Consider the following 17,817-nt stretch of genomic DNA (forward strand, 5'->3'; position numbering starts at 1 on the left):
CCGTCGGGCGAGGGGGCGTCTAGCATTCCGATATGGATGCCGCCTTCGCCCTTTACGGTCTGGCCGCCCTGGGGGCGGTCGTCATGCTGGCCTTCGCCGGACGCCGATCGCGTGACGCGAGCGACGAGGGGCCGCGCCCGGATCCGTCGCTCGGTGTGGCCCTCGACGCACACCAGCCCGGAATCAACAACCAGGGGATGCTCTGAACTCGGTGCCCCTCTGGGTGACGCGGGTCACAGGCCTGCGGCGAAGTCCTCGATGAGGCGCGCTGCCGGCTCGGAGTCGCTGATGAGCGTGCCGTGCCCGTGGTCGGGGATGATCTCGAGCCGCGCCCCGGGGATCTGGTCGATGATCTGACGGCACCAGCTCATGGGCGCGAGCGGGTCGTCCTCGCCGCGCAGCACCAGCACCGGCTGCTCGATGCGCGCATAGGCCCGCTCGGGTTGATGCCGCACGGTCGCCTCGATCTTGCGCAGCAGGTGCGGGCCGCCGCGCAGGTACTCGCGGGCGCCGCGCCAGATCACCAGCGGCCGTTCGCCCAGCAGGTCGCGCAGCAGGTAGGTGGCCTGCGCACGGATGTTGCGCGCGCGCTTGTCGACGGTCGGCCCGGCGAGCACGACGCCCGACACGAGGAGCGGATGCCGCGCCGCCAACTCCGCCCCGATCTGACTGCCCATCGAATGGCCGATCACCACGACGGGCCCCTCGCCGGTGTGACGGAGGTAGGCGGCGACGAGGTCGGCGTGCCGTTCCATCGTGAGCGTGCGGTCGGGCTCGGGTGCCTCGCCGAAGCCGGGCAGATCGAGGGCGATGAGTCGGCCGTCGAGCCGCTGGGCGAGGTCGAGGTACACGCTCCGCCCCATGCCGATGCCGTGCAGCAGCAGGAAGGTCGGACCCTCGTCGCCGAATGTCTCGGCGATCAGCGTCGCGCCCGCGTGCTCGAATTCGAGAAGGGTGACCGGGGTGCCCTTCGGGGCGAGATAGCTGGTGGGCACCGCTCCACGTTACCGGCAGGCGGATGGGAGGACCCCGCGAGCGGGGCCCTCCGCGCGGGCGACGTCAGCCGATCAGGCTCGGCTGCAGGTCGCGCAGCGTGCGCCGGTGCGTCATCCGCGTGACCCCGATCATCGCCAGCAGCAGCGCACCGGCGAGCCAGGCGCCGAGCACGAGCAGGTCGCTCCCGGCGCGACTGAGATCGCCGCCGTACATGAGCTGCCGCATCGCGTCCACGACGTACCCCATGGGCAGCACGTGGTGCAGCGCGGCCAACGGCGTCGGAAGGGTCTGCCACGGGAACGTGCCGCCCGCGGTCACGAGCTGCAGCACCATGAGGACGAGGCCGAGGAACTGTCCGACCGATCCGAGCCACACGTTCAGCGCGAGGATGATCGCCGCGAACGTCGCCGACGCGATCACGAGCACGCCGAGCGTGCCGACGGGATGGTTGAACGTGAACCCGAGCGTGAGGGCGAGGATGCCCATCAGCCCCACCATCTGCACGGCACCGAGCATGGCGGGCGTGAGCCAGCCCGCGAGGGTCACGCGCACCGGGGAGTGCAGCGCCGTAATCGCCCGTCGCGAGATCGGCTTGACGATCAGGAACAGGGCGTAGATGCCGATCCAGGCCGACAGCGCGGCGAAGAAGGGCGCGAGTCCGGCGCCGTAGTCCTCGGCGGAGGCGACCTTGTCGCTCGACACGTCGACGGGGTCGGCGATCGTGTCGGCCTGCTGCGTGCGCAGGTCGGGGGTGGATGCCGGGATCTGCTCGACGCCCGACGCGAGTCCGTCGCGCAGCTCGGCCGCGCCGCTCGCGAGAGTGCCGAGTCCGTCGCGCAGCTGCACCGCGCCGTCGTTGACGGCCGATGCGCCCTCGGCGGCCGTGCTCGCTCCCGAGGCGAGAGTGGACGCACCAGAGGCGACCTGCGCCGCACCGTCGGCGAGCTGGTCGATCTTCGCCACGTCGGCCTGCACCTTGGTGTTGCCCTCCTGCAGGCGCGTCGCGACCGGGTCGAGTGTCGCGAGCACCCGGTCGATCTCCTCCTGCGTGAGGCCCTGGTCGGTGAGCAGCGTGGTGATGTCGGTGTGCACCTGGGGCAGGGCATCCGACGCCTCCTGCACGACGGAACCCGCGCGATCGGCGACATCGGCGAGCTGCCGGTTTCCGTCGGCCACCCGCTGCGCCCCCGTGGCGAGGGTCTGCGCGCCGGTGGCGAGCTGCGACGTGCCGTCGGCGAGCTGCGCGGTGCCGTCGGCGAGCGTGGTGCTGCCGGAGGCGGCGGTGTTCGCACCGTCGGTGAGCTGCGTGGCGCCGTCGGTCGCCGACACCAGGCTGTCGCGGATGTCGCTGAGGCCCGTGAGCAGCCGCTCCGCCGCCTCGCTGCCGACCATCTCGGCGACCGAGCTGCGGATCTTCTCGACCGCCTGCGACCCCATCGACGACGCGAGGTAGTTGTTCGCGTCGTTGGTCTCGAGGTCGATGCGCGCCTGGTGCGGGTCGTCGCCGGAGGCCGACGTGAGGGCCGACGAGAAGTCGGCGGGGATGGTGACGGTGAAGTCGACGGAGCCGGTGCGCAGGGCATCCGCCGCCTCGTCCGACGTCATGCGCTGCCAGTCGAACGCGTTGCCCTCGATCAGGTTGTCGGCGACGTCCTCGCCGTAGTTGACCGTGTCGCCCGGACCGGCATCGGATGCCGTCGACGGCGCGCCCTCGTCGTCGACCACGAGGGCGACGGGAACCTCGGAGAACTTGCCGTACGGGTCCTGGTTGGCCCACAGGTAGAGGCCGCCGTAGAGGATCGGCACGCACACCAGCGCGATCAGGGCGATCACGCTCATCCGGCTCGCGGTCAGCCGTCGCAGTTCGGCGGCGATCATCGCGGGGACCTTCACGATGCTGCTCCGTTCCGGGGGTCGTCGGGAGTGGGGGTGGTGTCGAGGGATTCGCCGACGGGTGGGCGTGCGACGGCGTCGGGAGACGGGTCGGGGGCAGGCGGGTCGGCAGGAGCGGCGGGGTCGGATGCCGAGGTGGCGGGCGCGGGGTCGGACGCCTCGGCGGCGGGTGCGCCGGGCGCCTCGGCCTCCACGACGGTCGCGGTTCCGGACTCGGTCTCCGTGACGGTCTCGGTTCCGGACTCGGCCTCCGTGACGGTTTCGGTTCGGGTCTCCGCCTCGTCCGCGGCTCCGCCCCGTTCCCCGTTCCCGTCGGCCTGTACCTCGGCATCCGCCTCGGCGCCGGCGTCCGTATCTGCGTCGCCCTCGTCGTCGAGCACAAGCGGCTCGACCGGGCCGGAGGCGTTCACGGCGCCGAGTTCCTCCATGCGCTCCAGGGCCACCGCGGCGGCGCCGCCGACGATCACGAGCATCGCGTAGCCCCGCTCGGCGAACTCGCGGGCGATACGCCACCAGCCGTCGGGCGAGCCGCCGTGGCGGTCGGGCGAGACGAGCACGACGGCATCCGTCCCGTCGCGCAGCACGGCCAGCTCGCAGAGGATGCGCACGCGCGCCGCCGGATCGATGCTGCCGATCGGTACCGAGGCGAGCTCGGCGTATCCGAGCATCGAGAGCCAGCGCCGGGCGTGCAGGGGTGTCGCGCCGAGTCCGGCGAACATGAGTTCCTCGCCGACCACGCCGGCGAGCGAGATGTCGGGGTGCGGGTCGCTGACGTCCGGGGCGTCGACCAGGGCGACGCGGCGGCGCAGCTCCTTGGCGTTGCGGTCGCCGTCGAGCGTCACGTAGCCGGAGTCGGGGCGCATCCGTCCGCTCGCGATGAGACCGAGCACTGTCGGGCGCTGCTCGGTCTCGGCGAGGGCGAACCGCACCTCGCCGGTGTGGAACTCGAGGGAGATGGTCGGCAGCGCCTGCCCGCCGCGGCCCTTGCTGACCTCGTGCAGTGCGATCCTCATTCGGTGGCCTCCCGCCCGGTCGAGGGGGTGGTCGCGCAGTCTGTGGCGGTCGTGCCTTCCGCAGCGGTCGTGACGATGTCGGGGTGCGCGACGAGCAGCGCATCGGCCTCGCGCCACGAGAGCCCGGCGATGCTCAGCACCGTGCGCACGGCGAGGTCGGCCGCGCCCGCGCTTGACGCGTCGGTGCGCGAGATGACGGTGCGGGCGATCTCTTCGATGAGGCGCGCGAGCGTGGGGGCGGCGAGATCGGTGCGGAACACCTCCTCGTCCTGCCCGCGGCGGGCGAGGGCGGCGACGGCGCGGCGGAGGGGAGCGAGAGCATCCGCCGTGTGCTGCACGTGCGCCTCGTCGAGGGCCAGCGCGGCGGCGACCTGCACGTGCGCGGCCTCGTGCCACAGGCGGGCGGCGAGTCGCGCCAGGGCGACGCGGGCGTCGGGGTCGGCGACCTCGGCGGCGATCGCATTGAATCGCTGGGCGCCCGACGAGATGAGTTCGCGGATGAGCGCCTCGCGGTCGTCGAAGTGGCCGTAGAGGGTGCGGCGCGAGAGGCCGGCGCTGCGGGCGATGACGTCGACCGAGGCATAGGGGTCGGCGGAGAGTGCGGAGCGGGCGGCGGCGAGGATTCCGGCGCGGTTCTCGAGCGCGTCGCGGCGGGGTGCGCGAGTGGTCATGCGTCGATTCTAGCTAACGTGCACAGAGGTGTGCAAGATAACCCAGCACCTTCACAGGGGGCGCGGGGGCACGAAAAAGGGGCGGATGCCGCAGCATCCGCCCCTCCTCGAATCCGTGTCAGTCGGTGCCGGAATCGAAGGCCGCGCCCTCGGACGCCACGTCGACGCGGTCGGCGAGGTTCGCGTCGACCTCCTCGACCGAGCCGGTGATCTCGCCGGCCTCACCCGCGGTCACGCGGCCGACCAGCTCGCCCGTGGCCCCGCCCACCAGGCCGAGACCGGCGTACTGCTCGAGGCGGGCACGCGAGTCGGCGATGTCGAGGTTGCGCATCGTCAGCTGTCCGATGCGGTCGACCGGGCCGAAGGCCGCGTCGCCGACGCGCTCCATCGACAGCTTCTCCGGACCGTACGACAGGTTGGGCGAGACGGTGTCGAGAATGGTCCAGTCGTCGCCGCGACGCAGACGGATGGTCACCGAGCCCGAGATCGTCGATCCGACCCAGCGCTGGATCGACTCGCGCAGCATGAGTGACTGCGGCTCGAGCCACCGTCCCTCGTACATGAGGCGGCCGAGGCGGCGACCCTGCTCGTGGTACGTCGCGAGCGTGTCTTCGTTGAGGATGCCGTTGACCAGGCGCTCGTAGGCGATGAACAGCAACGCCATGGCGGGGGCCTCGTAGATGCCGCGCGACTTCGCCTCGATGATGCGGTTCTCGATCTGGTCGCTCATGCCCAGGCCGTGGCGACCGCCGATCGTGTTCGCCTCCTGCACGAGCGCCACCGGGTCGGAGAACTCGACGCCGTTGATGGCGACCGGGCGTCCCGACTCGAAGGTCACGGTGACGTCTTCGGAGTCGATCGCGACCGAGGGGTCCCAGAACTTGACGCCCATGATCGGGTCGACGGTCTCGAGCGAGACGTCGAGGTGCTCGAGGGTCTTCGCCTCGTGCGTGGCGCCCCAGATGTTGGCGTCGGTCGAGTACGCCTTCTCGGCCGAGTCGCGGTAGGGGAAGTCGTGGGCGACGAGCCAGTCGCTCATCTCCTTGCGTCCGCCGAGCTCGGTGACGAAGTCGGCGTCGAGCCACGGCTTGTAGATGCGCAGGCGGGGGTTGGCGAGCAGGCCGTAGCGGTAGAACCGCTCGATGTCGTTGCCCTTGTAGGTGGAGCCGTCGCCCCAGATGTCGACGCCGTCCTCCTTCATGGCGCGCACGAGCAGCGTGCCCGTGACGGCGCGACCGAGCGGCGTGGTGTTGAAGTAGGTCTTGCCGCCGGAGCGGATGTGGAAGGCGCCGCACGCGAGGGCGACGAACCCCTCTTCGACGAGGGCCGTCTTGCAGTCGATGAGCCGCGAGGCCTCCGCGCCGTACTCGAGCGCACGACCCGGGATCGACTCGATGTCGTCTTCGTCGTACTGCCCCAGGTCGCCGGTGTACGTGAACGGCACCGCGCCCTTGTCGCGCATCCACGCGACGGCGACGGAGGTGTCGAGTCCTCCGGAGAAGGCGATGCCGACGCGCTCGCCGACGGGCAGGGACTGGAGGACCTTGGACATGCCCTCCAGTCTACGGCGGGCGGCGTGTCGCTCTGGAATGCGTGACGCGGACGGTGCGGTCAGCTCTCGTGCGCCCACCCCTGGCGGCAAGGGGTGGAGGGGGATGCCTCGCGGCGAGGCGCCGGCGTGCCAGAGTGGGCGTATGGGTCAGGCAGTGCTGTGGGGTGTGGTCGCGGCGGCGCCGCTGTTCGTCGGCGCGGTGCTCGCGCTGCTGCGCGCGTGGCCGCCGCGGTGGCTCGGCATCGTGCTGGGCTTCGGTGCGGGTGCGCTCATGGCGTCGATCGCGTTCGAGCTGTGGGAGGAGGGCCTCGATGTCGCGGGCCCTGTGCCCCTCGTCGCGGGTGTGGCGCTCGGCGCGCTCGCCTACTTCATCGCCGCGCGCATCCTCGACGCCCGCGCGGCGAAGAAGAAGGGGTCGGAGGGCGGAGGGCAGCTCGCCGTCGGAGCGCTGCTCGACGGCATCCCCGAGCAGCTCGTGCTCGGTATCGGACTCGCCTCCGGCGAGCCGGTGAGCATCGCCCTCGTCGTCGCCATCCTCGTCTCGAACCTCCCCGAATCGATCGGCTCGGCGGCCGATCTGCTCGACGGAGGCATGGCGAAGAAGCGGGTGCTGCTGCTGTGGGGTGGCGTCGCGGTGGTGTGCGCCCTGGCGACCGTCGCCGGGTTCGCTCTCGCCAGCCTCACGGGTGACGCGTTCCGGGCGGGCGCCAGCGGATTCGCCGCCGGAGCGCTGCTGGTCATGCTCGTCGACTCGATGGTGCCCGAGGCCCAGTCGAAGGCGAAGGAGGCCACGGGCCTCGCCACCGTGCTCGGCTTCGCGCTCGCCGCGGGCCTCGCCCTGGCATCCTGACCCCGTCGCCCTATCCCCCCCGCGCGCCTCCCCCTGCGTTTCGCCGCCTGCCTCTCGCCCAGTTGGCCGACGCCGCCCCACCCGCGTGCGAAAACGGAGATCATCCGAGCGGAATGCGGCGCGTCGCGGCCCGACACACCGAGCGATGGCCCGATGCTCTGTGTTTTTGCCGTCCGACCGGGCGCGCTTCGCGCCGGCGCCCTACCAGGCGCGGAGTTCGGCGGTGAGCTGGGCGAGGTACTCCGGAGGGCCGGCCTGACGGAACCACAGCCACAGCTCCGCGGCGTGGATCGGGTACCAGGCGGCGACGTCCGAGGCATCCGCCCCGTACGCGTCGATGAGCACCTGCGCCGAACGCGGATCCTTGCGCGCGGCGCCGTACGCCGCCCGAGCCACCTCGCGGATCGGATCGCCGAGGTGCGCCGCCTCCCAGTCGACGACGCCGGTGACGCGGCCGTCGATGCCGAGCAGATTGCCGTCGCCCCAGTCGCCGTGGCAGAACACCCGCCCCGCCGAGGGAGGGATGCTCAGGGGCAGGCGCGGTCCGTCGGCGGCGCGGTAGCGCGCCACGATCTCGGCGTCGTTCGGTGTGGAGGAGAGGCCCGCCGGAGCCTCGAGCGCGTGCAGTCGGCGGAGGAGAGACGCCGAGTCGCGCAGCCCCGCGAGCCGACTCTCGGGGTCGACGTCGTCGAGTCGCGTGCCCGGGAGTTCGGTCATGACGATCATCCCGGGGTGGGCGTCGACCACTCGCGGAACGGGGAGGCTCGAGCCCTCCAATGCGCGGAGTGCCCGCAGCTCGGTGTCGTGCCGCGTCGGATCGCGCAGGCGCTTCTCGACGAGCCGCCGCCCTTCACGCACCACGAGTCGCACCTCGCCGACCGCTCCCTGACGCATCCCGTCATCCTCGCACGCGCCGCCCCGCGCCCCCGCCCCACGCACGCGCGCCCGCCCACCTCGTGAGGGGTCAAGACACGCCGCATCGAGGCATCCGGAAGCGGCGTTTGCTGGCCCCTCACGCCCGCACGCGCGTCAGAACCCGGGGTACTCCTTCAGCTTCTCCTCGAAGGTGGCCCGGTCGTCGTCGCTGAGCACGGCGCTCGCGAGCACGAAGAGCTGCATGCCCTCCAGCGGCTCGCCGGTCCGTGCGCTCTGCGCCTCGCGTTCCAGCTGGAAATCGCCGGTCGGGTCGTTCGAGAGGTCGAAGATGTTCGCGTAGAACCGCAGCGGCTCCGGGACGTTCTCGGTGTACGACTCCCAGGTGTGCTGCGTGCGCGGGTCGTCGGAGCCGTACATCTTGGTGAGCACGCCCGTGTCGAGGCCCGACTGCACGGGGTCGTTGAAGGCGTAGAGATCCCACAGTCCGTGCTCGCGCACCACGTCGTTGGCGACCTCCATCACCTCGAGTTTGCGGTCGTAGTCCTGGATGGGCTCGACGGTCGCCCAGCCCACCGACGTGTATTCGTAGAGCATCGACTCGCCGCCGTAGCCGTTGCGCTCCGGCCGCAGGTCTTCGTCGGACACCTGCACCCACGTGTAGCCGAACCGCTCGGTGAGTCGTGTCCGGATGTCGGCGAACAGGCTCTCGGACTCGGCCCGGATGTCTTCGAGCGAGTCCTGGTTCAGCACGTCCTGCGAATTCGTGCCCTTGATGCCGGGGTACGCCTCGGCATGCCGCTGCTCGTCGCTCTTCGTGCCGTCGTAACTGCCGCTCGCCGAGGTCTGGAGGGCGCTCAGACCGCCGACCGTCGCGACGTTGAACAGCACGGCGACGACGAGCGCGATCGCTCCGAGGGTGCGGCCGCGCTTCGTGACGATCGCTCCGATCACGACGGCGACGACGACGAGCTGCACCGCGAGCATCGTCACGCCGTAGAGCACGTCGGTGCCGCCGGCGAGAAGGGTGCCCAGCAGAACGAGCGCGAACAGGATGCTCAGGCAGAGGGCGATCCAGCCGAGGGCGTTCGCCGAACGTCCCTCGTCGTCGCTGTCGACCGAGACGAAGGTGGGGAACTGCGGCGGCGGTGCCGGCTCGTTGCCGCGCCGCGCCCCCCGGTAACCCCCGGGCGGCGGCACGGGCGGGGCGCCCTCGGATCCGGCGACATAGCGTGCGCGCTGACGCTCGTGGTCACTCACCATGGCTTGTCCGTTCCGCCGGAGGTCCCGCCCTCGTCGTCCTGCTGCTGATCGCGCTCCTGGGTGCCCTGCTCCAGCTTGTCCTTCAGGTCGTCGAGCTTCTGCTCGTCGGGCTGCGTCGGCTGCTCCTGCTCCTCCTGCGGCTGCTCTTCGCCGTCCTGCGGCTGCTCCTGCTGCTCCTGTTGCTGCTGCTTCTCCTTCAGGCGTTCCTCCGAATCGTCGAGGCTCTCGCCCGGGTCGCGATTCGGGTCGGACGACTGGTTCTGCGCGTCCTCGCTGCGGCACTCCTCCGGCGTCTCGACGGTGATCGTCAACGCCTCGGCGTACAGTTCGGCCGCTCCCGCCCCGTCACCGTCCTGTCGGGCGGCGTCCCCCATGCGCTCGATCACGAGCGAGAGGTTGATGCGCACGTCGCACACCTCGAGACCCGTCGCCAGATCGAGCGCCTCTTCGAGTTTCGCGCGCGCCTCGGGCAGCTCCTCCGCTCCCGCCAGCGCCGTGCCGACGTTGAAGGGAGCCTTGTACGGCTCGAACCAGTTGAGGAACTCCTGTCCGTGCGCGGCCGACTCGCTTCCTGCGTAGTCGTCGACCACGTAGGCGCTGATCGACTGGTGGGCGAAGGCGTACATGCTCAGCAGTTTGCCGACGAACAGCAGGCCGACGAGCACGAACGGCAGGCCGGCGATCGCCATCCACTTCCGGATGCTCCGACGGCGGCGGTTCGAGGCGAGCAGCGCCGCGGCGGCGCTCTGGGCGTCGCTCATGAGGCGCCTCCCTCTTTCACGGGCGCGGCGCGAAGACCACGCAGCCGGGCGACGAGCATGGTCGCGCGTGCGAGCTCGATGCCGAGCAGTGCGACGAGGAGCAGAGCGGCGACCCAGTACAGCTCGGTGACGTTGCCCACCTCGCCCGATTCGGCGAAGTTCGTCGTGGTGGTCGGGGCCTCCGGCAGCACCGGCTCGCTGTCGGGGGTGCGGTGCTCGTACTCCACGCCCAGCTCGCCCGCGATCGCCTCGAGGTTCTTCTCGTCGATGACCGACAGGGCCTCCGACCCCTGGTACTCGATGTACCCGGCGTCTTCCCCGTCGACGCCACCGCTGGTGATCCGCATGGGACCGCCCTCGGCGGTGCCGTATCCGAGCACCGCGCCGCCGTCGGTGTACTCCGTGCTCGCCGCGAACGACTCGGGGTCGGACGACACCGTCTGCTCGCCGTCGCCGAGATAGAAGACCATGCGCGAACGGTCGGGTGAAGCATCCGCCGCCGACGCCAGCGTCTCGGCCAGGAGGTTCGCGGCGATCCCGATCGAGCTGCCGCGCGACTGCGACGTGACCTCGGGTCGCAGCACGTCGACCGAACCGATCAGAGCCGTGGTGTCGGTGGTCAGCGGCATCCGCAGCTGCGCGGACGCGTCGGAGGTGATGAGGGCGAACCGCGCACCGGGGTACTCGGCGACGATCGTGCGCACGTCTGCCCGTACCCCGTCGAGCCGCGGCTGGCCCTCGGCCCAGTCCTCGGCGACGATGCTGGCGGTCGTGTCGACCACGAGCACCACGTCGGTGTCGGTCGCGAGCGTCTGGGTGGCGCCGCCGGGGATGCCGGGGCGCAGCAGCATCACGAAGCAGGCGAGCACCATGGCCAGGCGCAGTCCCCACAGCAGCCGGTGCGTGCGGGCGGGGCGTGCGGCGAGGCGGGGGTCGACTGCCGCGGTCGCGGGGGCGGGCTTTGGGGCGCGCACCAGGATCCACACCACCAGCGCCACGATCGGCGCGAAAAGCAGCAGCAGAAGGAAGCCGTTGATGACGGGCTGGAGGATCACCGTCGCACCCTCCACAGCAGCACGATGAACGAGAGCAGGGCGACCGCCACGACGACGATCCACAGGTCGGGCGAGTCGGTCCACACGACCTGCGCCTCGCCGCGCAGCTCGGTGGCGTCCTGTTCGCGCACCTGGTCGACGATGTCGCCCACGGTCGTCGTCTCGCGCAGCCCGTACGCCTGGCCGCCGGTGGCTTCCGCCGCAGCGGTGAGCTCGGCGCTCACGTCGGTGTCTTTGCCCTCGACGGGGTTCAGCGCGAACACCCGCACCCCGTTCGAGGCGGCGTAGTTCGCGGCCTCCTCGAGGGTCACGATCGAGGCGCCGTTGATCTCGTTGTCGGTGGCGAAGATGATCGACCGGGAGCGTTCGTCGTCGGGGTGGTCGAAACCCATCGCGCACGCCGCGAGGCCGTCTCCGATGAGCGACGCCCCGTTGCCGTTGAGCGTGCCGACCCAGTGCTCGGGCACCTCGTCGAGGTAGTCGAAGCTCCCCCGCATGCTCTCGAGATGACCGCGGATGAACTCGTAATCGTCGGTGAGGGGGAAGATCTGCACGGGCGAGCTGTTGAAGATCGTCAGACCGATGCGCTCGCCCTCGAAGCCCTCCAGCAGCTCCTCGAACACCGTGAGCACCTCGACATCGACCTCCGACATCGACCCCGACACGTCGAGGCACAGCATGATGTCGCGGCTGGTGTTCACCGGCTGGATGGTCTCCGACGACATCGGCCGCGCGGCGACGACGCCGGCGGTCACCACCGTCAGCGCCCCCAGCAGCAGCACGCCGGACAGGGCGAGCATCCGCCGCGACAGCGCCTCGCGGAAGGCCGGCAGGGCGCGCAGACGCTCGGCTCGCGCCACACGGGCCCGGTCGACGGATGCCGTCTGCGCGCGGCGGCGGAGGCCGAGGAAGAGCCCGACGCCCGCCGCAATGACGACCACGCCGACCGCGACGAGGATCACCCACCCATTCGCTAGTGCCATGCGCGCACCACCGTTCGCGCCGCCTCGGCTCCGGCGATCGGATCGATCGGCGGGCCCTGACGGAAGATGCTCGGGTAGTAGTGGCGGCGCAGCGCGTCGACGAGGGCGGGGTGCACGCCGCGTGCGATGAGGTCGTCGAGCGCGAGCACGGGAGCTTCGAGGCCGCTGTACTCGTTGACGAACGTGCGCACGACGCGACTGAGCTCGAGGTTCGCGTTGCGCGGCGACAGACGGCGTTCGCGGTAGTCGGTCTCGATCTGCTGCACGCGTTCCAGGTACTCGATGCGCAGCTGGCTGAGCACGTCGCCCGTCGGCAGCGGCTGCTGCTCTCCGCGCACGGCGGTCTCGCGGCGCGGACGGGTCAGCGCGATCACGATCCACACCGCGGCCACCATCAGCGCCAGAATGCCGAAGGCGAGCAGCACCCAGCCCCAGCCGTACTGGGCCGGGGGGTAGAGCTCATCAGAGACGGGCATGCGACCTCCCGTTCCCTCGGCTGAGCACGCTGTGCAGCAGACGCAGCAGCTGCGGCACCGCCTGCTCCTGGCTCTCGAGCACGCCGTGGGCGATCTCCAGCCGCTGCAGCGTGTCGGCGAGCTGCGCGGCCTCGGCCTGCGACTGCGCGGCGAGCTCGCGGACGATCGCGGCGTCGCCCTGCACGAAATCGGGCACGTCCCACAGGCTGTCCACGTCGCTGCGGATGCGGCCCGTCGCGTGATCGAGCACGGGGTCGGCGTCGCGCACGGTGAGCCACAGCACGTCGTGCTGCACGCGCAGGCGGCGGAGCATCCGCTCGGTCTGATCGGTGACCGGCGCCGCGTCGGTGACGATCACGACGACCATGCGCCGCGACACGGTGCGGGTCACGGCGGCGAGCAGCGCATCGCGGTCGTTCGGGGCCGTGCTGCGATCGGTCGCGGTGCTGATCGTGCGGAGGGCGTGCTCGAGCGCGCCCTCGCTGCGGCCGGGCGCGAGCCGGCGGGTGCCGTCGGCGTCGCCGTAGATCGCGGTGAAATCGTCGCCGTGCCGCAGGGTCAGGATGCCCAGCGCGCCCGTCGCCATGATCGCGAGGTCGCGCTTCGGCCGCTCGTCGGCGGCGAGGGCGGTCATCGAGCGCCCCGTGTCGACGACGAACAGCACCGTCTGCATCTTCGTCGCACGCGAGCGTTTGACGAGGGGAGTGCCCAGCCGCGCGGTCGCGCGCCAGTCGATGTCGCGCACCTGATCGCCGTACTCGTACTTGCGCAGGTCTTCGAAGTCGAGGCTCCGCCCCCGCAGCAACGACGCGTGCGCGCCGTCGAGGGCGTGCATCGACTTGCGCGTCGAGTGGATGAAGAGCTTGCTCTTCACCTGCGTGATCAGACTGGGCATCGGGTTCCTGCGGTGGCGGGCTGGTTCGGTTCTCTGCGGTGGTGTGCGGTGTGCGGTGTGCGGTCGGTTCCGGGTCGACGTCGCCCGAGCGGCCGGGGCCGGGGCCCGGACGTCAGGGCGTGGGGACCGCGGCGAAGATCTGGTCGATGATCTCCTCGCTGCGGATGCCCTCGGCATCGGCCTCGAACGTGAGCAGCACGCGGTGGCGCAGCACCAGGTGGCGCAGCTCGCGCACGTCTTCGGGCAGCACGTGCGAGCGCCCCTTGAGCAGGGCGAGCGCGCGCGTGGCCTGGAGGAACGCGATGCTCGCGCGCGGGCTCGCACCGTACTTGATGAAGCGGGCGCGGTCGTCACCGATGTACGGAGCGGGGTTACGCGTGACGTACGCGATCGACACGATGTAGTTGCGGATCGCGGGGTCGACGTAGATGCGGCTCGCCACGTCCTGCAGCATGTGCACGTCGTCGAGGGTGATGGCGCTCGACACGTGCCGGTCGGGGTCGAGTACACCCGAGTCGATGCGCCCGAGGATCTCGAACTCCTCGGCGGGACTCGGGTACTCCACGATCTCCTTGAGCAGGAAGCGGTCCATCTGCGCCTCGGGCAGCTCGTACGTGCCCTCCTGCTCGATGGGGTTCTGCGTGGCGATCACGAGGAACGGCTTGGGTAGGTGGTGCACCTCGCCGCCGATGGTGGTCTGGTGCTCCTGCATCGCCTCGAGCATCGCGCTCTGCGTCTTCGCGCTGGAGCGGTTGATCTCGTCGAGCAGCACGAAGTTCGCGTGCACCGGGCCGAGCACCGTGCGGAACGAGCCGGTCGCGGCGTCGTAGATCTGGTTGCCCGTGATGTCGCTGGGGAGAAGGTCCGGGGTGCACTGGATGCGCTTGAACTGCGCCTTCACGGTGTCGGCGAGGGTGCTCGCGGCGGTCGTCTTCGCGAGCCCCGGCACGCTCTCGAGCAGGATGTGGCCGCCGGCGATGAGGGCGATGAGCAGGCTCATGCGCAGCCGTTCCTGGCCGACCATCTTCGCCGAGTACGCGTCGGAGACGACCTTCAGCACCGCGCCGGCACGGGCGAGCTCGGCGTCGGTCGGAGCGCTCTTGGGCGAGGCATCCGTCGTCTGCCGGGCCGCGGGCTGCGGGGGCCGCGAGGCCGGAGCGGGCTGAGCCGGGGCAGTGGCGGGGGTCTGCGGGGCGGGCGCGGGGGGTGCCGACGGTGCGGCCGCGCGCTGCTCGCTGCGCAGGGAGGGAGCGGGCGGCGGCGGCGTCGAGCTCGCGGACGGCTCGGGCGCGTATGGCTCGTTCATGGGAAGTCTCCTCGATCGCTCGGGGAGACGCCTCCGGCCTTCCCCCGCACCAGGGTAGCGGCCCCATCCGACGTTCCGTCCCGCTCCGGCGGGGTACTTCTCCCCACGGGCATCCGTCTCGTGGGTCTCCGCTGGGCGCGGCGCCGTCGGTTGCAGGCAGTGGTGCGGGATGCAGGCGGATCAACCGCTTTCCTCGCCTGCACGTTGCCGTGGTGCCTGCAGACGGCACCTATGCGGCGGAGGGGGCCGCGGTCCTTCCGTTGGAAACGTGGATGCCGCGGCGCCGACCGACCCACACCACCGCAGCCGCGAAGCCCACGATGACCACGGCGATTCCGACGATGTACGCGACGACCGATGGCCAGCCACCCGGACCGTTCGGGTCGAGGAACGGGTACGGGTACCACCAGGCGTTGCCGGTGGCGGGAGCCGTGATGAAGTTCGCGCGCACCATCGTGTAGATCGCCCAAACGATCGGGAAGATCGCCGCGCCGAGGGCGGCGCTCCACGGCAGCGCCCGGCGCCGCGGCGCCACCAGCACGTCGACGAGCATCACCAGCGGCATGACCACGTGGAGCGTCTCGTTCGTCCACGGCTCCGAGAGTCCGACGAGAGCGATGTTGCGCAGCAGCACGTTGTAGACGACCCCGGTGACGATCATGTACGTGCTCGAGAATGCGAGGAGCGTCGCGAGCCAGCGGGGCTCGGGGGTGTTCTCGCGGCGGGTGCGGAGCATCCACACCGCCCCGAGGGTGAGCGCGACCACCGCGCTGAGGTTCGACAGGATCGTGAAGTAGCTGAAGAAGTTGGCGACCACCGTGGGCACGTGCGAGCCCCATTCGGTGGTCGCGGAGAGGGCGTTGCCGACGGTCTGCACGAACTGGCGCACCAGCGCCGCCGTGCCGAGCAGGGCTGCCGCGATGCGGAAGTAGGGCCACCAGGTCGTCATGATGCCAATGTATCGGCGGGCGCATCGGCGGCAGACTCCGGTCTGGTGATTCGGAGAGGCGTGGAGGCCGCCACAACTCAGGACACCGTCGTGTTCCTCGGTGTCTCCGACGGCTCCGTACCGGAATCGCGGGGTTCCTGCGGCGCCGGGGCCGGCGGTGTCCTGAGTTGGTGCGGGTGCGGGTGCGGGTGCGGGTGCGGGTGCGGGTGCGGGTGCGGGTGTGGCTGCGGGTGCGGCTGCGGGTTCCGCTGCGGCTGCGGCTGCGGCTGCGGCTGCGGGTGCGGGTGCGGGTTCGGGTTCGGATCGGTGGCGGCTGCGGTGGCGGCTGCGGCGTCGACCGTCGTCGACGGCGATCCGGTGCTCGGCCGATGGTCGTGCGGTGCTCCGCGGCGGCGCCCGACGGCGACGACCAGTACCGCGATGAGGAGGATCCCCGCGGCGATGACGGCGATGTAGGTGAGGACGGACGGCCAGCCACCCCCGCTGTGCGGATCGAGGAACGGATACGGGTACCAATACGGCGCACCCGTGAACGGGTCGGTGATGAACGGCGCACGGACGAGCGTGTACGCGCCCCAGGTGAGCGGGAAGATCACGGCGACGAGCGCGGTCCGCCACCCCAACGCGCGGCGGCGGGGAGCGAACAGCACGTCGGCCAGCATCACCACCGGCAGCACGACGTGCATGACCTCGCCCGTCCAGGCCTCGGTGGCGCTGTGCGAGGGGATGCCGCGGAGGAGGAGGTTGTAGACGATGCCCGTCGTGATCATGTAGGTGCTGGCATCGGCGAGCAGCACGGCGAGCCACCGCGGTTCGGCGTGGTTCTCACGACGAGTGCGCAGCATCCATCCGGCGCCGACGAGGAGAGCGACGGCGGCGATGAGACCCGAGAGCACCGTGAAGAAGCTGACGTAGTTGGACACCGCCGTGGGGATGTCGGAACCCCAGTCGGTCGTGGCCGAGCGGGCGGTGACGATCTCGAGCGAGAGCTGCCGCGTGAGAGCGGTGAGCGCGAGGAGCGCGGCGGCGATCCGCAGGTACGGCCACAGTCGGTTCACGGTTCCTCCATCGCTCCAGGGCCGACGCGGATGCGGTCGGGCCGCGGGACAACGTAGCGCGTCCCCGAAGCGATGGCGGGCGCCTCTCGACGGGTTCCGCGCCTTCATTCCGGCTCAGTGGGATATCGCGAAGAAGCGCTGGCGATCGGTGAGAATTACGACCGGCGATCGGTATATCGATGTGTTCGAGCGAGCGCAGAGGGAACAGGCCCGGCGTCGGTAGTTTGCGCGCGAATCAGCGTTTCGAACCCCAGCGCAGACGGGTCACGAGCACGCCCAGCAGGCACAGCGCGCCGCCGAGGAGCATGAGGGGCGTCGGAACCTCGCCGAGGATGGCCCAGGACATGAGGATGGCGAGCGCCGGCACCACGTAGGTGGTGGCCGAGGTCTGACCGGCGGTGCTGCGTTGCAGCACGTAGGCCCAGGTGGTGAAGGCGATCGCGGTGGGGAAGACGCCCAGGTAGACGACCCACAGCGTCGACGACAGCGGAGCGGTCTGCACCGCGGCGACCAGGCTCCCCGCCCAGGGCAGCAGGGCGATGGTGCCGGCGAGTGCGCCGAGCCACGTGAGCGTCGTCGAGTCGGCCCCGCCCGTCAGCAGGTGCTTCTGCAGCAGCGTGCATCCCGCATACATGACCGCCGCGAGGAGCGCGAGGAGCAGGCCGGTGATGTCGGGCCCCTCGCCCGCCGGGGTGGAGGAGTTCATCCCGATGAGCACCACCCCCAGGAAGGCGATCGGTGCGCCGATGACCAGCGGTTTCGGGAATCCTTCGCGGAGGAAGAGTCCGCTGAAGACCACCACCATGAGGGGAGCGAGGTTCACGACCATCGCCGCCGTTCCCGCATCGAGCGTGCGCTCGGCGGCGTTCAACGCCAGGTTGTACACGCAGAACCAGCCGACGCCCCACACCGCGATCAGCCACCACTGACGGCGAGCGGGGAGTCGGATGCCGTGGCGCACCGCGATGATCGCGAGCACCGCGGTGCCGACCGCCATGCGCAGCAGAGCGAGGGCGCCGGGGTCGTAGTGCGGCCCCGCCCCGCGGATGCCGATGAACGCCGACGCCCACAGCGCCACGGTCACGAGGGCGGCGATGAGCACCAGCGGTCCCTGTCGCGACGCGGTGCGCGGGAGGCCGCCGGAGACGGGAGCGGTCTTCGACATGTTCCGATGGTGGCAGGGGTCACCGACATCGGCGAGGCGGGCGGCGGACAGCCGTCGG

Annotated in this window: 18 protein-coding genes; 2 read left to right on the forward strand and 16 right to left on the reverse strand. The window is 71.0% G+C overall.

The annotated features are described in order from the left end of the window. Nucleotides 1–32 precede the first annotated feature (32 nt). On the forward strand, nt 33–206 hold the full coding sequence (locus tag RWS82_RS07840; protein ID WP_314648520.1) for a hypothetical protein: 174 nt from the start codon (nt 33–35) through the stop codon (nt 204–206). 27 nt (nt 207–233) lie between these two features. Here the strand turns inward: RWS82_RS07840 and RWS82_RS07845 are convergent, their stop codons facing one another. From RWS82_RS07845 to argG, 5 genes are all read right to left on the reverse strand, one after another. Further along, nucleotides 234–995 carry an alpha/beta hydrolase gene (locus RWS82_RS07845; RefSeq protein WP_314648523.1) on the reverse strand — a complete coding sequence of 254 codons (762 nt, stop codon included), beginning with the start codon at nt 993–995 and terminating at the stop codon, nt 234–236. A gap of 64 nt (nt 996–1,059) precedes the next feature. Beyond that, entirely contained in the window at nt 1,060–2,889 is a 1,830-nt protein-coding gene (locus RWS82_RS07850; protein ID WP_314648525.1) for a YhgE/Pip domain-containing protein, read from the reverse strand. Further along, complete coding sequence (locus RWS82_RS07855) at nt 2,886–3,902, reverse strand: hypothetical protein (RefSeq protein WP_314648528.1); 1,017 nt, start codon at nt 3,900–3,902, stop codon at nt 2,886–2,888. The genes RWS82_RS07850 and RWS82_RS07855 overlap by 4 nt, the downstream gene beginning before the upstream one ends. Next, nucleotides 3,899–4,573, reverse strand: a complete 675-nt coding sequence (locus RWS82_RS07860) for a TetR family transcriptional regulator (protein WP_314648532.1) — start codon at nt 4,571–4,573, stop codon at nt 3,899–3,901. The genes RWS82_RS07855 and RWS82_RS07860 overlap by 4 nt, the downstream gene beginning before the upstream one ends. A gap of 118 nt (nt 4,574–4,691) precedes the next feature. Beyond that, nucleotides 4,692–6,125, reverse strand: coding sequence for an argininosuccinate synthase (gene argG / locus RWS82_RS07865; protein ID WP_314648535.1), 1,434 nt, complete (start codon nt 6,123–6,125; stop codon nt 4,692–4,694). Nucleotides 6,126–6,267: 142 nt separating this feature from the next. Between argG and RWS82_RS07870 the strand changes: the two genes are divergently transcribed. Next, nucleotides 6,268–6,975 carry a hypothetical protein gene (locus RWS82_RS07870; protein WP_314648537.1) on the forward strand — a complete coding sequence of 236 codons (708 nt, stop codon included), beginning with the start codon at nt 6,268–6,270 and terminating at the stop codon, nt 6,973–6,975. A 201-nt stretch (nt 6,976–7,176) separates the two neighbouring features. Here RWS82_RS07870 and RWS82_RS07875 read toward each other — a convergent pair whose 3' ends face one another. The 11 genes from RWS82_RS07875 to RWS82_RS07925 form a co-directional block, all read right to left on the reverse strand. Further along, nucleotides 7,177–7,869, reverse strand: a complete 693-nt coding sequence (locus RWS82_RS07875; RefSeq protein ID WP_314648540.1) for a phosphotransferase — start codon at nt 7,867–7,869, stop codon at nt 7,177–7,179. 135 nt (nt 7,870–8,004) lie between these two features. Further along, entirely contained in the window at nt 8,005–9,111 is a 1,107-nt protein-coding gene (locus tag RWS82_RS07880; protein ID WP_314648543.1) for a hypothetical protein, read from the reverse strand. Then, a complete protein-coding gene (locus RWS82_RS07885; RefSeq protein WP_314648546.1) occupies nt 9,105–9,872 on the reverse strand; it encodes a tetratricopeptide repeat protein in 768 nt (255 codons plus the stop codon). The genes RWS82_RS07880 and RWS82_RS07885 overlap by 7 nt, the downstream gene beginning before the upstream one ends. Further along, nucleotides 9,869–10,927 carry a VWA domain-containing protein gene (locus RWS82_RS07890; RefSeq protein ID WP_314648549.1) on the reverse strand — a complete coding sequence of 353 codons (1,059 nt, stop codon included), beginning with the start codon at nt 10,925–10,927 and terminating at the stop codon, nt 9,869–9,871. The genes RWS82_RS07885 and RWS82_RS07890 overlap by 4 nt, the downstream gene beginning before the upstream one ends. Continuing rightward, entirely contained in the window at nt 10,924–11,910 is a 987-nt protein-coding gene (locus RWS82_RS07895) for a VWA domain-containing protein (RefSeq protein ID WP_314648551.1), read from the reverse strand. Before RWS82_RS07895 ends, RWS82_RS07890 begins: the two co-directional genes overlap by 4 nt. Then, nucleotides 11,901–12,386 (reverse strand): hypothetical protein, encoded by a 486-nt coding sequence (locus RWS82_RS07900; RefSeq protein ID WP_314648553.1) that lies wholly within the window; start codon nt 12,384–12,386, stop codon nt 11,901–11,903. The genes RWS82_RS07895 and RWS82_RS07900 overlap by 10 nt, the downstream gene beginning before the upstream one ends. Beyond that, complete coding sequence (locus tag RWS82_RS07905) at nt 12,373–13,281, reverse strand: DUF58 domain-containing protein (RefSeq protein ID WP_314648554.1); 909 nt, start codon at nt 13,279–13,281, stop codon at nt 12,373–12,375. The genes RWS82_RS07900 and RWS82_RS07905 overlap by 14 nt, the downstream gene beginning before the upstream one ends. Nucleotides 13,282–13,393: 112 nt before the next feature. Continuing rightward, nucleotides 13,394–14,587 (reverse strand): MoxR family ATPase, encoded by a 1,194-nt coding sequence (locus tag RWS82_RS07910; RefSeq protein ID WP_314648556.1) that lies wholly within the window; start codon nt 14,585–14,587, stop codon nt 13,394–13,396. A gap of 229 nt (nt 14,588–14,816) precedes the next feature. Beyond that, entirely contained in the window at nt 14,817–15,536 is a 720-nt protein-coding gene (locus tag RWS82_RS07915; protein WP_314648559.1) for a Pr6Pr family membrane protein, read from the reverse strand. A gap of 77 nt (nt 15,537–15,613) precedes the next feature. After that, a complete protein-coding gene (locus RWS82_RS07920) occupies nt 15,614–16,594 on the reverse strand; it encodes a Pr6Pr family membrane protein (RefSeq protein ID WP_314648561.1) in 981 nt (326 codons plus the stop codon). Nucleotides 16,595–16,829: 235 nt separating this feature from the next. Then, a complete protein-coding gene (locus RWS82_RS07925; protein WP_314648564.1) occupies nt 16,830–17,759 on the reverse strand; it encodes a DMT family transporter in 930 nt (309 codons plus the stop codon). Between the last annotated feature and the right edge of the window lie 58 nt (nt 17,760–17,817).

The sequence above is a fragment of the uncultured Microbacterium sp. genome, assembly GCF_963528945.1.
In the GTDB taxonomy this organism is placed as follows: domain Bacteria; phylum Actinomycetota; class Actinomycetes; order Actinomycetales; family Microbacteriaceae; genus Microbacterium.

Coding starts and splice junctions, on each gene's coding strand:
- RWS82_RS07910 (WP_314648556.1), bottom strand. CDS start 14,587: ATGAACGAGCCATACGCGCCCGAGCCGTCCGCGAGCTCGACGCCGCCG.
- RWS82_RS07900 (WP_314648553.1), bottom strand. CDS start 12,386: ATGCCCGTCTCTGATGAGCTCTACCCCCCGGCCCAGTACGGCTGGGGC.
- RWS82_RS07855 (WP_314648528.1), bottom strand. CDS start 3,902: ATGAGGATCGCACTGCACGAGGTCAGCAAGGGCCGCGGCGGGCAGGCG.
- RWS82_RS07915 (WP_314648559.1), bottom strand. CDS start 15,536: ATGACGACCTGGTGGCCCTACTTCCGCATCGCGGCAGCCCTGCTCGGC.
- argG (WP_314648535.1), bottom strand. CDS start 6,125: ATGTCCAAGGTCCTCCAGTCCCTGCCCGTCGGCGAGCGCGTCGGCATC.
- RWS82_RS07875 (WP_314648540.1), bottom strand. CDS start 7,869: ATGCGTCAGGGAGCGGTCGGCGAGGTGCGACTCGTGGTGCGTGAAGGG.
- RWS82_RS07905 (WP_314648554.1), bottom strand. CDS start 13,281: ATGCCCAGTCTGATCACGCAGGTGAAGAGCAAGCTCTTCATCCACTCG.
- RWS82_RS07925 (WP_314648564.1), bottom strand. CDS start 17,759: ATGTCGAAGACCGCTCCCGTCTCCGGCGGCCTCCCGCGCACCGCGTCG.
- RWS82_RS07870 (WP_314648537.1), top strand. CDS start 6,268: ATGGGTCAGGCAGTGCTGTGGGGTGTGGTCGCGGCGGCGCCGCTGTTC.
- RWS82_RS07885 (WP_314648546.1), bottom strand. CDS start 9,872: ATGAGCGACGCCCAGAGCGCCGCCGCGGCGCTGCTCGCCTCGAACCGC.
- RWS82_RS07840 (WP_314648520.1), top strand. CDS start 33: ATGGATGCCGCCTTCGCCCTTTACGGTCTGGCCGCCCTGGGGGCGGTC.
- RWS82_RS07895 (WP_314648551.1), bottom strand. CDS start 11,910: ATGGCACTAGCGAATGGGTGGGTGATCCTCGTCGCGGTCGGCGTGGTC.
- RWS82_RS07860 (WP_314648532.1), bottom strand. CDS start 4,573: ATGACCACTCGCGCACCCCGCCGCGACGCGCTCGAGAACCGCGCCGGA.
- RWS82_RS07880 (WP_314648543.1), bottom strand. CDS start 9,111: ATGGTGAGTGACCACGAGCGTCAGCGCGCACGCTATGTCGCCGGATCC.